This window comes from Pseudomonas sp. SJZ077, assembly GCF_007993905.1.
In the GTDB taxonomy this organism is placed as follows: domain Bacteria; phylum Pseudomonadota; class Gammaproteobacteria; order Pseudomonadales; family Pseudomonadaceae; genus Aquipseudomonas; species Aquipseudomonas mandelii.
In genome coordinates, this window is sequence record NZ_VIUJ01000004.1 from 287,716 (window position 1) to 301,973 (window position 14,258).

12 protein-coding genes are annotated in these 14,258 nt (G+C 59.6%); 8 read left to right on the top strand and 4 right to left on the bottom strand.

From position 1 onward, the window contains the following. Nucleotides 1-12 precede the first annotated feature (12 nt). From FBY01_RS09765 to FBY01_RS09785, 5 genes are all read left to right on the top strand, one after another. Nucleotides 13-1,413 carry a DUF1254 domain-containing protein gene (locus FBY01_RS09765; RefSeq protein WP_145307339.1) on the top strand — a complete coding sequence of 467 codons (1,401 nt, stop codon included), beginning with the start codon at nt 13-15 and terminating at the stop codon, nt 1,411-1,413. A 58-nt stretch (nt 1,414-1,471) separates the two neighbouring features. After that, a complete protein-coding gene (locus FBY01_RS09770) occupies nt 1,472-1,738 on the top strand; it encodes a hypothetical protein (protein WP_178113230.1) in 267 nt (88 codons plus the stop codon). Further along, entirely contained in the window at nt 1,735-2,763 is a 1,029-nt protein-coding gene (locus FBY01_RS09775; protein ID WP_145307341.1) for an HAD family phosphatase, read from the top strand. The genes FBY01_RS09770 and FBY01_RS09775 overlap by 4 nt, the downstream gene beginning before the upstream one ends. 146 nt (nt 2,764-2,909) lie before the next feature. Next, nucleotides 2,910-4,283, top strand: coding sequence for a J domain-containing protein (locus FBY01_RS09780; protein WP_145307343.1), 1,374 nt, complete (start codon nt 2,910-2,912; stop codon nt 4,281-4,283). After that, nucleotides 4,280-5,275, top strand: coding sequence for a DUF3829 domain-containing protein (locus FBY01_RS09785; RefSeq protein WP_145307345.1), 996 nt, complete (start codon nt 4,280-4,282; stop codon nt 5,273-5,275). The genes FBY01_RS09780 and FBY01_RS09785 overlap by 4 nt, the downstream gene beginning before the upstream one ends. A gap of 136 nt (nt 5,276-5,411) precedes the next feature. Here the strand turns inward: FBY01_RS09785 and FBY01_RS09790 are convergent, their stop codons facing one another. Further along, on the bottom strand, nt 5,412-6,083 hold the full coding sequence (locus tag FBY01_RS09790) for a DUF3313 domain-containing protein (protein ID WP_102594860.1): 672 nt from the start codon (nt 6,081-6,083) through the stop codon (nt 5,412-5,414). 214 nt (nt 6,084-6,297) lie between these two features. Between FBY01_RS09790 and FBY01_RS09795 the strand changes: the two genes are divergently transcribed. After that, nucleotides 6,298-8,652, top strand: a complete 2,355-nt coding sequence (locus FBY01_RS09795; protein WP_145307347.1) for a tetratricopeptide repeat protein — start codon at nt 6,298-6,300, stop codon at nt 8,650-8,652. A 115-nt stretch (nt 8,653-8,767) separates the two neighbouring features. On the opposite strand, the gene FBY01_RS09800 is transcribed toward FBY01_RS09795, so the two are convergent. The 3 genes from FBY01_RS09800 to FBY01_RS09810 form a co-directional block, all read right to left on the bottom strand. After that, on the bottom strand, nt 8,768-9,736 hold the full coding sequence (locus FBY01_RS09800) for a hypothetical protein (protein WP_145307349.1): 969 nt from the start codon (nt 9,734-9,736) through the stop codon (nt 8,768-8,770). Nucleotides 9,737-9,991: 255 nt separating this feature from the next. Next, a complete protein-coding gene (locus tag FBY01_RS09805) occupies nt 9,992-10,471 on the bottom strand; it encodes a DUF934 domain-containing protein (RefSeq protein ID WP_145307351.1) in 480 nt (159 codons plus the stop codon). Then, nucleotides 10,468-12,141: a nitrite/sulfite reductase gene (locus FBY01_RS09810; protein ID WP_010459897.1), complete on the bottom strand. Its 1,674-nt coding sequence runs from the start codon at nt 12,139-12,141 to the stop codon at nt 10,468-10,470. Before FBY01_RS09810 ends, FBY01_RS09805 begins: the two co-directional genes overlap by 4 nt. A gap of 273 nt (nt 12,142-12,414) precedes the next feature. Between FBY01_RS09810 and ccoN the strand changes: the two genes are divergently transcribed. Both ccoN and FBY01_RS09825 read left to right on the top strand, forming a co-directional pair. Next, nucleotides 12,415-13,842 carry a cytochrome-c oxidase, cbb3-type subunit I gene (ccoN, locus tag FBY01_RS09820; protein WP_010459896.1) on the top strand — a complete coding sequence of 476 codons (1,428 nt, stop codon included), beginning with the start codon at nt 12,415-12,417 and terminating at the stop codon, nt 13,840-13,842. Nucleotides 13,843-13,850: 8 nt separating this feature from the next. Then, nucleotides 13,851-14,072, top strand: a complete 222-nt coding sequence (locus tag FBY01_RS09825) for a hypothetical protein (protein ID WP_042932102.1) — start codon at nt 13,851-13,853, stop codon at nt 14,070-14,072. Nucleotides 14,073-14,258: the final 186 nt, after the last annotated feature.

Consider the following 14,258-nt stretch of genomic DNA (forward strand, 5'->3'; position numbering starts at 1 on the left):
CAAGGGTTCACTATGACTAACCGCCTGTTGCTCACCGCGCTCTCGCTCGCCCTGAGCACCAGCGCCTGGGCCGACTTCACTGCTACTCCCGAAGACGCCCGGGGCATCGCCAAGGAAGCCTACCTGTACGGATTTCCGGTGGTGGAGATGTACAAAACCCTCTACTCCCAAGCGGTTGACACAAAGAGCGCGAACTTCAAGGCGCCGTTCAACCGGATCGGCAACACCGCGAAGGCGTTCACCGCCAAGGACACCGCGTTCGTCACACCCAACGCCGACACGCCCTACTCCTTTGTGTGGATGGACCTGCGCGCCGAACCCGTTGTGCTGACCTTGCCGCCCATCGACGAGCACCGTTACTACTCAGTGCAATTGATCGACGCCTACACGCAAAACTTTGCGTACCTGGGCACCCGCAGTACGGGCAACAACGGCGGGCATTTCATGGTCGCCGGCCCCAATTGGCAGGGTCAGCAACCAGTAAAAATGGATCGCCTGTTGCGCAGTGAAACCGACATCGCCTACGCCCTGTATCGCACGCAGCTGTTCGATGAAAAGGACCTGGCCCAGGTCAAGAAGATTCAGAAAGGCTACAAGGTCGAAACGCTGAGCCACTACGTCAAGCAGAAGGCGCCACCCGCCGCGCCGAAGATTGCCTGGCCCAAACCCACCCCGACCATGAGCGATACCCCTGATCTGTTCCGCTACCTTAACTTCATGCTGGCCTTCGCCCCGGCGCAGGACGCGGAAACGGACTTGCTCGCGCGCTTCAAGACCATCGGCATCGAGGCCGGCGAGTCTTTCAACCTGCACGACTTCACCGCAGAACAACGCCAGGCCCTGGAAGACGGTATCAGTGATGCCAAGGCCGAATTCGCCCGGTTCAAGAAAGACAAAGTCGATACTCACGAGGTCACCAGCGGCGATTTCTACGGCACCCGCGATCACCTCAAGGGCAATTACCTGTACCGCTACGCTGGCGCCAACCTGGGGATTTTCGGCAACTCGGCCGAAGAGGCGATTTACATTGGCTATTTCGTCGACAAGGACGGCAAGCCGCTCGACGCCTCGAAACACGATTACACCTTGCACTTCGACAAAGGCGCCCTGCCCCCAGCCGATGCGTTCTGGTCGCTGACCATGTACGACAGCAAGAACAAGTTGCTGGTGGCCAACCCGTTGAATCGCTACCTGATCAATTCGCGGATGCTGCCCGATCTCAAGCTCGACACCGACGATGGCTTGACCCTTTATCTGCAAAACAGTGCACCGGCCAAGGACCTGCAAAGCAACTGGCTGCCTGCGCCTGAAGGCCCGTTCTTTGGGGCGTTGCGCCTGTACCTGCCAAAACCGGAAGTCACCAGCGGCCAGTGGCAAATTCCGCCGCTAACCCCCGTACCGGCTAAACCATGAATTCCCACTCCGTCGACCGCAGGAGCACCCCGACCGACACACCTGGTGCAAAACTCCGGTGCAGATCGATGGCAAACCGGCACAACTGAGCGCCCTGTACCTCTGGGGCAGACGCAGCCGCCTGGGCCTGAAACCGGGCAACCTCGGCCCGCGCCTGCAAAACCTGTTGCCCGCCTGTTACAGCCGGCAACCGACCGAAGATCAGGCGTTGCGCCAACTGAAGAAATCCTTGGCTACGCTGCATAGTCAGACCTGTCACCACCCGCCCCCGGCAGCTGACGCGTTGCGCCCACTCAACCCTATTCACGAGAAGGACTTCCCATGACAAACCTGATGTCGACCCGCCGACGCCATGGGCTGAGGCTTCTGTTTGCGCTGGTCTTGAGCATGCCGCTGCTGGCCCTGGCAGCCGAACCCTTGCCCTCGTGGAACGACGGCCCATCGAAGAAAAGCATCATCGAGTTCGTCCAGACTGTCACCGACCAGTCCGGCAAGGACTTCGTCAAACCCGAGGACCGCATCGCCGTCTTTGACAATGACGGCACGTTGTGGAGCGAACAGCCGATGTATTTCGAGTTGCTGTTTGCCCTCGAAGAGGTCAAGCGCACCGCACCGCAACACCCGGAATGGAAAACCACCCAGCCCTTCAAAGCCGTGCTGGAAAACGATCACCAGGCCCTGGCTGCCACCGGTATGGACGGCATCCTGAAGATCTTCGGCGCCACCCACACCGGCATGACTACCGACGCCTTCGATGACTACGCCAAGACCTGGCTGAGCCAAGCCAAACATCCGAAAACCGGCAAGCCGTACACCGAGATGATCTTCCAGCCGATGCTGGAAATGCTCGATTACCTGCGCAGCCAGGACTTCAAGACCTACATCGTCTCCGGGGGCGACACCGCGTTCATGCGCGCCTTTGCCGAGAAGGTCTACGGCATTCCACCCGAGCAAGTGATCGGCACCACCTTTGTCACCGCGTTCCAGTTCAAGGACGGCAAAGCCTCGATCGTGCGTACCCCGAAACTGGCCCACAACGACGACGGCCCGGGCAAACCGGAAAGCATCGACGCGGTGATCGGGCGCCGGCCGATCCTCGCGTTCGGCAACTCCGATGGCGACCTGCAAATGCTGCAGTGGACCGCCGCCGGGCCGGGCAAACGCTTCATGGGGTTGGTGCACCACACCGACGCCAAGCGCGAATGGGCCTATGACCGTCAATCGCAGATCGGGCGTCTGGACAAGGCCCTGGACGAAGCCAAAGCCCGTGGCTGGACGATCGTGGATATGGCATCCGAATGGCGCCAGATCTATCCGTTCGATGCGCCCGCTCCCGAGCAAGTGCAATAAAAAAAGCGTTACGCCGGACTGCAGTAAACGTTTGTCGGTGACTGAAGGTAAGACCCGAGGACTTTTCGACGCGAAACAGGTAGGGTGCGCAAAATCAAATTGCCACTAGTGGACGCGTCCCGGGTTTTCATGGAGTTGCACACGCAATGAGTTGCTGGACCACCCTTGGCCTCCCGGCCGATGCCGATACACGCAGTATCAAACGCCAATACGCAATCCTGCTCAAACAGACGCGCCCGGATGAAGACCCAGAGGGCTTTCAGCGTCTGCGTGAGGCGTATGAGCAAGCGCTGAGCATCAAGGAATGGGAGCAGTTGCGCGAGGATGACTCGGGCGACAATGCCCCGTGGGACCTGAGCGGGCTGTCGGTGCTGGAAGTCGACACGCTGCAACGGGTCACGCGTTCGCTGGACGGTGTCAGCCGTGTCGAGCTCGAACAACGTTATGCCGCCGCCCTCGAACATGGCGCGGCCGATGTGATGGAAGACGCCGTGCTCAGGCATTGCGTCGAACACTTCGAGACCTGTGAAACACTGCTCGAATGGGCAATGGAAACCTTTCACTGGTTCAGTCTCTGGCAGCGCCTGGAACTGGACGAAGAACTGATTGTAGAACTGTCGCTACAGCGCGAGCGCTTGGCGGAGCGTCGTGAAGCGCCGATATTTCTGGCCCGGCAACAACGCCTCGCCGCAGAACCCGCTGCCACGCCAGAGCATCGCGCCGCCCACTTGCTGCTGGCGCCGGGCCCATTCAGTCAGCGCCGAGCCCTGGCCCGACGCTTGCGCGAAGACGATTGGGTGCACTGTCGAAAGCTGAGTTCTGCGTTATACGCCAACCACCCCGACATCTGCGCAGACCTGCCCGGCGGTACGCCGTTCTTCTGGCGTGATTGGGAACATACCTATGACAGCTGGCCGATTTACCTGGGTATTGTCCTGGCCTGTCTGGTCGGCACCTTTATTCAGTTCGCGCCGTTGGGCACGCGTCTGGGCGAATTGATCGGCGTCACGGTGTTCTGGTCGGTGATATTCGCGGTCGTCGGATGGGCACTCAACTGGCTGACGGCGCACGTTGCACATCGCTTTTGGTGGCTGGACGATCGATTGAGTGTGCGCCTTTCGCCCTCGCTCATGCCCCTGCCGTTTGGAGTGCTGCGCGACTTGATTCCCTGCATTGCGATGGCGGCGGGCATTGGCAACGTGTATGGCGTGGCCGGCAGCATCGTTTACATCACAACACTGATGAGTGTCGGACTTATACGCCGACGGAAGGTCAAACCGCACGTTTCCTGGCAACACGCCAGCCCCTTGCTCAAACGCAGCCTGATGGGCGCGGGCATTTTGGTGCTGGTTTTAGTACTCGGCGTGTTCAAAGTGATCTCAAGCCAAAGTACGGTCAACCGCAACCAGGGCCTGCAACAGTGGACCGAACGCTTGTGCAGCCGGATGCCGGCCACCGCCAGCGAATGCAACGCACCGGCCACTGTTGAGCAGTGGTACGGCCAGGAGAAACAGCCATGAACCCGAAATGGCTGTTCCCGGTGGCGACCCTTGTGATGCTGATCCTGATGGGGCTGGCCGGCTCTTCGACATTCGTCGCCCGCATCGATTTGTGGCTGGATCGACACGACGCTCCGCTCACCGCGCAGGCCAATGCCCTGAGCCCGGTGATCGATTGCATCAACCGGGTCGACGTGCATTGGCGGATCGCCTACGCACTGTACAAATCGCCGAAGCAACCTGCGGAACCGGTGCGAGACTGGATCGCCAACCAGCATGATTTCGACGACAACGGTGCCCGTGATGCGCCCGCCATTCAAAGGGATATCTGTTCGCCGAAAATCAGCGAAAAACTCAAGTTGCTGGACTACGACCCAACACTGGCGTTGAAAGCCGATGCCTACGCACAGGCATTACAGCAAGTGACGCCCTTTACGCAGCAAATCACCTTTTACCGACAGGCGCGTTTTTCGACCGCCATCAGTGAGGTGCAGCCCGCCTTTGCCGATCAATTCAGACCCAGGGCCGAGGACTACCTCACGGCGTCAACGGTACTGAGGCAGCAGGTTGAAGCGCTGGACCTTGAACAGCGGCGCGAGCAACTCAAACTGATCGAAGCGCGCCTGGGCAAGGACATTCACTGGTATTTGCTGGCTTACATGATCCAGGCCAGGGACACGCTGAACCTTGTAACCGAGGGCGTGAACAATCGAAGCCTGACGCCGCAGGCACTGGCTAAAGCCATCGCTGAACTGCAATTGGCCTGGGATTACCTGCAGCAGTTCGGCCAACGCCATATGCAGGAAACGCAAAACCGTAACGAAGCACCCAGTTATCTCTGGTCGCACATCGCCAGGCCGACACAGAAGTATCTGGATGCCTTGAATGCGCTGCACAAGGACTGGAAGAACAAGGCTGAACCACAGCGATTGAGTGATGATTTTTATGCGGTGACGCGTGGATATGATTCGCTGATCAGCCATTACAACCGACTGGCGCGTGCTGAGTATTGAGTGATGTGTTGTTCTTGAGGCCGCCTTCGCGGGCAAGCCTCGCTCCTACAGGTTCAGGTCGTTCATAAAGTTGACTAACGACTCAATACCGTAGGAGCGAGGCTTGCCCGCGAAGCGACCATCAACCGTCAACGCATCACTTGGACTTAAGCTTTAGAAAAGACTGATGCAAATCCGACGCCCAACCATCAATCACGCCTTTCACGTCATCGGCCTTCATCACCTGAGACTCGTTTTCCAGCGGCTTGCCGGTGCCCTTGCGCACGACCTGGGCTAACACATGGTTATTGCCGCCATCGAGGAACACCGCTTCGGTGGCCAGATCGGTCTCCTGATCACGAATACCGCTGGCCGTGCTGACCGCCGCGGCCACCAGCGCAATCGGGATCACTTCATAAGGTTTCAGCCCTTCTGTCTTGCTGCTTACCGCCGTAATCGCGGCACGCACCACCATCACGCCCGGGCCAGGACCTGCGGCCAATGGCAGGGATTTACCCACCTCGCGCTTCAGCGCCTGGTCGTAGTACCCGGTGATGCCGTTGAGGGTCGCCTGGGGGATTTTCACCGTCGGTTGTGGTTTCGGATAGAGCTGGGTCGGCTCAATGTAGACGCTGGTGTATTGACGGATGTCGAGCTTGGGATCGACCCAGCGCATCACTGTCGCGCCCGAGGGTGACTTGGCTTCCTTGAGTTGACTGTAGTCCTTGAGAAAACCTGAATACTGGTCCGGCTCTACGACTTTGCTGGCACAGCCCACCACCCCGATCGAGGCAATGCACAACGTGCCCATCATTAACGCAAGCTTCATGCTGTAACTCCTGTCAGAAGGCCGACAACGGTATTGCATACGGGAATTACAGTTATAGCCAACGCACAGCGTGTTGTTGTCAAAAAGCACACTATTTATCTATCGCTGCGCAATGGCTCACAAGCGCCATTTGACAGACACAGAACCTCCGGCAAAGCTGCATCAAGCTTCAACGCACGCCTGACGGCCAATGCACTGGACTATGGAAGCTGCAATGCCGAAATATAAAAATAAAGCAGCAACCCCAACCCCTGATTCACCACCGACATTGATTAACCGTTACCTGTTTCCCGTGACCATCGGCGTCTTGCTGGTGGCCGTGGCGGCAATCGGCTGGTTTCTGCTGTACAGCACGCCAGCGCCGATCAATACCGTGCCCGTCAGTACGCCGACTGTTCAGCCGGCCAAAGCGCAACCCGTCGTCGTGACACCGGCGAAGATGGTCGATGAGCAACAATGCCGGGGCTGCCACAGCGAACAGATGAAAGATTGGCAAGGCTCCCATCACCAGTTGGCGATGCAGGAGGCCAATGCCGAAACGATGCTGGGCGATTTCAATAACGTCACGTTCAAGGCGCAAAACGAAACCACCCGTTTCTCGCGCAAGGACGACGGTTTCTGGGTCAACACGCCCGGGATTGACGGTAAGAATGCCGACTTCAAAGTGGCCTACACCTTTGGCATCGCGCCGTTGCAGCAATACCTGATCGAGGTCGGCGAAGGTCGCTTGCAAGCGCTGGGCGTGGCTTGGGATACCGAGAGAAACCGCTGGTTCCACCTCTATCCGGGCCAGGGCGTGAATTTCAAGAACCCGCTGCACTGGAGCAAGCCCAGCCAGAACGCCAATTTCATGTGTGTCGAATGCCACACCACTGGTTACAAGCGCAGTTTCGACGCGGCCAAAAACACCTTCGACAGCCAGTGGAACAGCCTCGGTGTCGGTTGTCAGGCGTGCCACGGGCCCGCGTCCAACCACCTGGAATGGACGGCGAAGAAAGGCGATCTGATCCACGCCGGCTTTGCGGTCGACCTCAAGGACAAGGACGCCACGGTCGAAATCGAAACCTGTGCCCGCTGCCATTCGCGCCGCGCACCGCTGGGCGACGGCTACACCGTTGGCAAGCGTTTGATGGACGACTACCTGCTGAGCCCCCTGACCCGCGAGCTGTACGCGCTGGACGGCAAGATCAAGGATGAAGTGTTCGAACACGGCTCCTTCGCCCAAAGCAAAATGTTCGACAAGGGCGTGCGTTGCAGCAACTGCCACAACCCCCACAACACCGAACTCAAGGCCCCGGGCAACGGCGTTTGCCTGCAATGCCACAACACCGCCGGCAAGACTTCGGTGACAGGCGTCGACGGCAAGGGTTTGCAAGCCAAGAACTACGACTCCATCGAACACACCCGCCACACCCCGGGCCAGCCTGGCTCCCAATGCGTGGATTGCCACATGCCCGGCAAGTTCTACATGGGCAACGACTTCCGGCACGACCACAGCTTCAGCATTCCCAACCCGGAGCGGGCAAAAAAACTCGGCACGCCGGACGCCTGCCTGACCTGTCACCAAGGCAAGGCCGGCGACAAGGTCACTGAGCAATTCAAACTCTGGAACACCGCCACCACGGCGCAGGCGCCACGCTACGACGAAAGCCTGTGGCTGATTCGCAACGGCCAGCCCGGCGCCGCGCAAGCCTTGTACGAACAGTTGCAGCGCAGCAACCTACCGGCGATTCAGCGCGCCACCTTGCTGGCAGAACTGCCGCTGTACCCGAGCGAACAGGCCTTGAAACTCGCGACCAAGGACTTGAACAACCCTGCACCGCAGGTGCGTGAAAGCGCAGTGCGGGCAATCAGTGCGTTCCTGCCGCCACCGGAGCGTGCGCCGCTGCTGACGCCGTTGCTGGGCGATCCGGTGAAGGCGGTGCGGATCGTCGCGGCCCGAGACTTGCTGAGCGTCGCGCGTAACGGATTGGGCAGCGCCCAGGCCAACTGGAACGCGGCCATTGCCGAATACGAAGCGGTGCAAAAAAGCCTGGCCGAGCGCGCCGAGTCCAACCTGAACCTGGCGATGCTCTACCAGGCCAGCGGGCGCAACGACGAAGTCGAATCGCTGCTGCGCACCGCCCTCAAGCGTGATCCGGATTTCTACCCGGCGCTGGTCACGCTGGTGCAATGGCTGGAAGCCAATGGACGCGGCCAGGAAGCGCAGACGCTGTTGGCACAAAGCCTGAAAGAACACCCGGACGCCGCCCTGCTGCAACACACCCAGGGCTTGGCGCTGGTGCGTGCGGGCCAGTCAGCGCAAGCCATGCCAGCCTTGCGCAAAGCCGCGCAACTGGAACCGCAGAACGCCCAATACGGCTACGTGCTGGCGGTGGCGTTGCACGACAGCGGCAAGGTTGATGAGGCTTGCGAAGAGCTGGAGCGGTTGTTGAACGTGCAGCCGGCCAACCGCAATGCGCGGTTGTCGCTGATCCAGTACTACCTGGATAACGGGCAGGAACCGAAGGCGCAGGTGCTGTTGCAACGCTGGAAGAAAATGAACGGGGGCGATCCGGCGTTGAAATGACCGATGGTTGACCCGAAGGCCTCTTCGCGGGCAAGCCTCGCTCCTACAGGGTTTATGCAATCCTGGTGGGAGCGAGGCTTGCCCGCGATGGCGTCAACCCGGTTTCAGATCGGATTTACCACGAAGAACCACTCTTCAACGCCAACTCCCGCCGGCTGTTCGCCCGCATCGCCTTGATCAGCGACACCGTGCCCACCAGGATAATCACCCCCGCGAACAAAAAGTCGATGGTGTACAGCTGGAAGTCCTTCATCGGCCCCACCAGCAACACCCGGATCGCGCCGATACTCACCAGCGTGGCGAGAAAATCGATCCCCGGTTCATCGCGATAGAACACGTGCAGCAGCGGCAGGCACAGCACCAGCAACAAGAGCAGCACGATCACCTTGAACGAGCCTTTGCGCTCAACGCTGAATGCGCACTCGTGGGCACCGTAGGCCTTGTAGTCTTCATCGCGGATCATCGCGTTGCGTTCGTTGATGTAGTCGACGCGGTTGTACTTCTGGACCGGCGTGAACGTGTTCGACATCTCCATCAGCGTGGTGATGTTTTTGAACCTCAAGTCGATGCGCTCGTTGCCCTTGAGGTAATACAGCACCGGTTTGTAGCCATAACGGTAGGTATCGAAGGGAAAATCCGTGGCCCGGCCCTGCACCCCGATGGGCCTTGGCTCAAGTTCGGCGTAGGCGCTTTTGTTGGCCGACGCGAGGTTGCGGCTCAGCGGCTGGACCTTGACCTGCTCAAGGAAAATCGGCGTGACGCCGAACGACCACTGCAAAGGTTCCAGACGCAGGCGCAGTTCGTTGCGGCCAAGGTCATAGCGGTTGAAGGTGCGCTCGGACACCACCACGGCACCACTGAGCATGAACTCGCCGCGCACCGTGTTGGTGATGCGCAGCGTCAGTTGATCCTTGCCCAGTAGCGCGGCATCGCTGGCCGGTGGCGTGCCGCACCAGGCCGTGCTGTCGAAGGCTCCGCCCAACTGGCCGTCACGGTTTTCCTTGAACACGTAAAAATAACTGGCCCACAGCGCCAACATCAGCAACAGCGCAATCAGCCCCAAAACCTTTTTGCCCACACTCAAACCAGACTCCTTTCTTTACCGACTCCCTGATGAGGCGTGGACTCTACCAAAATGCCATCAGCGGCCCAAGCAAAAATGCCGAGGGCGCGCCCGTAGCAGCTGTCGAGTTTGCGAGTCTGCGTTCGCCTGCGCAGCAGTCGAGAAATCAGTTTGCACGTTGTGTCATGAGTACCGCGTGCTCCGGGTTTACGACGGCTCCGCCGCCGAACGCAACCTCGTGCGGCTCGACCGTTGCTGCAAACATCGGTGTCGGTTTCAGCGTCTTCTGAATAACGGCCGCGGTTCAATCACTGAACGCCCATAGAGCACACTCATCCCGGCCAGTCCCTTCAGCGCATCCTCAGCGGATTTATCTTCGCGCACGGCAAAGCTATCGAACCCGCATTGGCGCATGTGGCTGAGCTGATCGCGCAGCACATCACCAACCGCGCGCAATTCCCCCGTCCAGCCCAACCGAGTACGCAGCAGGTACGCCTGGCTGTAACCGCGTCCGTCGCGAAAACTCGGGAAATCCAGGGCAATCAGCGGCAATGCGTCAAACCACGGCTTGAGACTTTCCACCTCGTCGTCAGGCCCCAGCCACACTGCATGCTGTGCGGGCGCTTGAAGCCAGCGACTCAACGGCAAAATCACCGACCCGTCCGGCAATTCACCCTCTGCGTCCCTGACCAGCACCCAAGGATCGTCAGCCACAATCCGCGCCACGCCCTCCTCCAGTCGCAACAGATTGTTCATGCCGAGACCTCCAGCAACTTTGGATAAACCTGCTCCTTGAACGGCTCAAGACCAATGCGCTGCAAGGTGTCGACAAACAGTTCTTCGCTCTCGCGGTAATCGACGAACGTGGCGATGATCCGCTCGATAACCTCGGGCACTTCGGCAGCGCTGAAGGACGGGCCGATGACTTTGCCCAGGGCGCTGTTCTTGCCCTGGCTGCCGCCGAGGGTGATCTGGTACCACTCGCTGCCGTTCTTATCGACGCCCAGAATGCCGATGTTGCCGATGTGGTGGTGACCGCAGGCGTTCATGCAGCCGGAAATGTTCAGGCTGATGTCGCCCAGGTCGTGGAGGTAATCCAAGTCTTCGAAACGTGCCTGGATCGCTTGGGCAATCGGGATCGATTTGGCGTTAGCCAGCGCGCAGAAATCGCCGCCGGGGCACGCGATGATGTCGGTCAGCAAACCGATATTGGCGCAGCCCAGGCCCTGCTCGCAGGCCAGGCACCACAGGGCGTAGAGATCGGCCTTGGGTACGTCCGGCAGCACGATATTCTGCTCATGGGCGATGCGAATTTCGCCGAACCCGAACTGTTCGGACCACTCGGCCACGGCCAACATTTGCTCAGTCGTCACGTCCCCCGGTGGTGAGTCGAAGCCCGGTTTTGTCGACAGCACCACGCTGGTGTAACCCGCGACCTTGTGCGGTTGAACGTTGCGCGTAACCCAACGTGCGAAGGCCGGGTTCTCGGCCAGGCGCGTGCCGAAATTCAGGTCCGTGTCGGACAGTGAACGGTAATCGGGAGCCACGAAGGCACTGGCGACCCGCTCATATTCGACGTCGGTCAACTGCGCCGGACCGTCCTTGAGGTACTGCCATTCTTCCTCCACTTCCCTGGCGAAAGCTTCGATGCCCAGGGCCTTGACCAGAATCTTGATCCGCGCCTTGTACTTGTTGTCGCGTCGGCCGTGACGGTTGTAGACCCGCAGCACCGCCTCGACATAGGAAAGCAAATGCTGCCAGGGCAAACCCTCGCGAATCTGCAATCCAAGAATCGGCGTGCGCCCCAACCCGCCACCGACAATGACCCGCAGCAGCATCTGCCCACTGTCATCGCGATAAAGATAAAGGCCAATGTCATGCATCATGATCGCGGCGCGGTCCTGCTCCGCCGAGCAGATGGCAATTTTGAACTTGCGCGGCAGGTACAGAAATTCCGGGTTGATGGTCGACCACTGGCGCAGGATTTCGGCCAGCGGTCGCGGGTCCATCAGTTCGTCCGCCGCCACACCGGCAAACGCTTCGGTGGTGATGTTGCGCACGCAGTTGCCGGAGGTCTGGATCGCGTGCATCTCGACCTGGGCAAGTCGTTCGAGGATATCCGGCACCTGCGCCAGTTCGATCCAGTTGAACTGCATGTTCTGCCGAGTGGTGAAGTGGCCGTAACCGCGATCATAGTCCCGGGCGATGCTCGCCAGCGTGCGCATCTGCCTGGCGCTCAGGGTGCCGTAAGGAATCGCCACGCGCAGCATGTAGGCGTGCTTTTGCATATACAGGCCGTTCTGCAGACGCAACGGCAGGAACTCTTCCTCGCTCAACTCGCCCGTCATGAAACGCTCGACCTGATCGCGAAACTGCGCAACCCGCTCGAAGACCAAGGCCCGGTCATAGTCGTCGTACTGATACATGTGGCTACCTCATCAGGGTGGATCGCACGCTCTGCTACAGGGTGGCGGTGCTTGTGGCAGTGACTATGAACCTACGGCGCAGCGCGTTACAGATTCACCTGAATGCTAAAAAACCGTATCAGAGTGCGTCAGATCACCGCAGGCAGGCCTCGTATCTGATCCGCATAAACTCGGTTTTTCTGAGTCTGTTTTGTTTCGGGCAGGGTTTCTACAGTGGACGACATGCCAGTCCGGGTGGCCTGGCAAGACTTTGCAACCGTGGAAGCATTGACCATGAGCACAGCAACAATCGGACAGGCCTATAACTACAAGGTCGTCCGCCAATTCGTCGTGGCAACCATCGTCTGGGGCGTCGTGGGGATGGCAATGGGGGTGTGGATCGCCTCGCAACTGGTATGGCCCGAGATGAACCTCGACCTGCCGTGGACCACCTTCGGCCGCTTGCGCCCGCTGCACACCAGCTTGGTCATTTTCGGCTTTGCCGGCAGCGCGCAATTCGCCGCCAGTTACTACGCGGTGCAGCGCACGTGTCAGGTACGGCTGTACTCCGACAAACTGGCCGCGTTCACCTTTTGGGGCTGGCAGTCGGTGATTGTGGTGATGCTGATCACCCTGCCGCTGGGCTACACCACCACCAAGGAATACGCCGAGATCGAGTTCTCCGGCGCGGTGTGGATGACCGTGGTCTGGGTCGCCTACGCCATCGTCTTCTTCACCACCGTGGTGCAGCGCAAGACCAGGCACATCTACGTCGGCAACTGGTTCTTCGGTGCCTTCATCGTCGTGATCGCGATGCTGCACGTGGTCAATCACCTGTCGATTCCGGTGGACTGGTTCAAGTCCTATCCGGTGTATTCGGGGGCCACCGACGCCATGGTGCAGTGGTGGTACGGGCATAACGCGGTGGGCTTTTTCCTGACCACCGGGTTCCTGGGGATGATGTATTACTTCGTGCCGAAACAGGTCGGGCGGCCGGTGTATTCGTATCGGTTGTCGATCGTGCATTTCTGGGCGCTGATCACCCTGTACATCTGGGCCGGCCCGCACCATTTGCACTACACCGCACTGCCGGACTGGGCGCAGTCGCTGGGCATGGCGATGTCGCTGATCCTGCTGGCACCGAGCTGGGGCGGGATGATTAACGGCATGATGACCCTGTCGGGCGCCTGGCATAAATTGCGCACCGACCCAATCCTGCGCTTTTTGGTGCTGTCGCTGGCGTTCTACGGGATGTCGACGTTCGAAGGACCGATGATGGCCATCAAAACGGTCAACGCCCTCTCCCATTACACCGACTGGACCATCGGCCACGTCCACGCTGGCGCCCTCGGTTGGGTGGCGATGATCACCTTCGGGGCCATTTACCACATGGTGCCGAAAGTCTTCGGTCGTGAGCAGATGTTCAGTACGCCGCTGATTAACTTGCACTTCTGGCTCGCGACCATCGGCACGGTGTTGTATATCGCCTCGATGTGGGTCAACGGCATCACCCAAGGGTTGATGTGGCGTGCGATCAACGACGACGGCACCCTGACCTACTCGTTCGTCGAGGCCTTGCAGGCCAGCCATCCGGGGTTCGTGGTGCGCTTTGCCGGCGGGGTTTTCTTCCTCAGCGGCATGTTGCTGATGGCCTACAACACGTGGCGCACCGTGCGGGTTTCAGACATGGCGATGGCCGAACGTGAAGCGCAGATTGCGTGAGGTTTGAGATGACCGAGATAGTGCTGAATCTGTTCGGGGTCGTGGGGTTTTGGCTGGCAATCGAGTATTGCCTGAAACACCAGACGGCCGAGAGCCTGGAGGACGCGAGCCTGATTCCGTTTGCCGATGACCCTGAGGTGGCGCGGCGGGTGGAGTTGGCGACGGGGAAGACTGTGAAGGCGGTAGCCCCCGAAGAAGCTAAACCCGGTTGGGTCAACCTGGAAATCTGACACACCACACATCCAAATGTGGGAGCGAGCCTGCTCGCGATGGCGCAGTGTCAGTCGATATTAATGCTGACTGATACACCGTCATCGTGAACAGGCTCGCTTGTATGGTAGGACTTGAAGGGAGGAGGAGGGACAAGGCTCGATTCTGACTGTTGACGCAGTACAGACTGTGGGAGATTTCGCCCC

Coding starts and splice junctions, on each gene's coding strand:
- FBY01_RS09765 (WP_145307339.1), top strand. CDS start 13: ATGACTAACCGCCTGTTGCTCACCGCGCTCTCGCTCGCCCTGAGCACC.
- FBY01_RS09775 (WP_145307341.1), top strand. CDS start 1,735: ATGACAAACCTGATGTCGACCCGCCGACGCCATGGGCTGAGGCTTCTG.
- FBY01_RS09780 (WP_145307343.1), top strand. CDS start 2,910: ATGAGTTGCTGGACCACCCTTGGCCTCCCGGCCGATGCCGATACACGC.
- FBY01_RS09785 (WP_145307345.1), top strand. CDS start 4,280: ATGAACCCGAAATGGCTGTTCCCGGTGGCGACCCTTGTGATGCTGATC.
- FBY01_RS09790 (WP_102594860.1), bottom strand. CDS start 6,083: ATGAAGCTTGCGTTAATGATGGGCACGTTGTGCATTGCCTCGATCGGG.
- FBY01_RS09795 (WP_145307347.1), top strand. CDS start 6,298: ATGCCGAAATATAAAAATAAAGCAGCAACCCCAACCCCTGATTCACCA.
- FBY01_RS09805 (WP_145307351.1), bottom strand. CDS start 10,471: ATGAACAATCTGTTGCGACTGGAGGAGGGCGTGGCGCGGATTGTGGCT.
- FBY01_RS09810 (WP_010459897.1), bottom strand. CDS start 12,141: ATGTATCAGTACGACGACTATGACCGGGCCTTGGTCTTCGAGCGGGTT.
- ccoN (WP_010459896.1), top strand. CDS start 12,415: ATGAGCACAGCAACAATCGGACAGGCCTATAACTACAAGGTCGTCCGC.
- FBY01_RS09825 (WP_042932102.1), top strand. CDS start 13,851: ATGACCGAGATAGTGCTGAATCTGTTCGGGGTCGTGGGGTTTTGGCTG.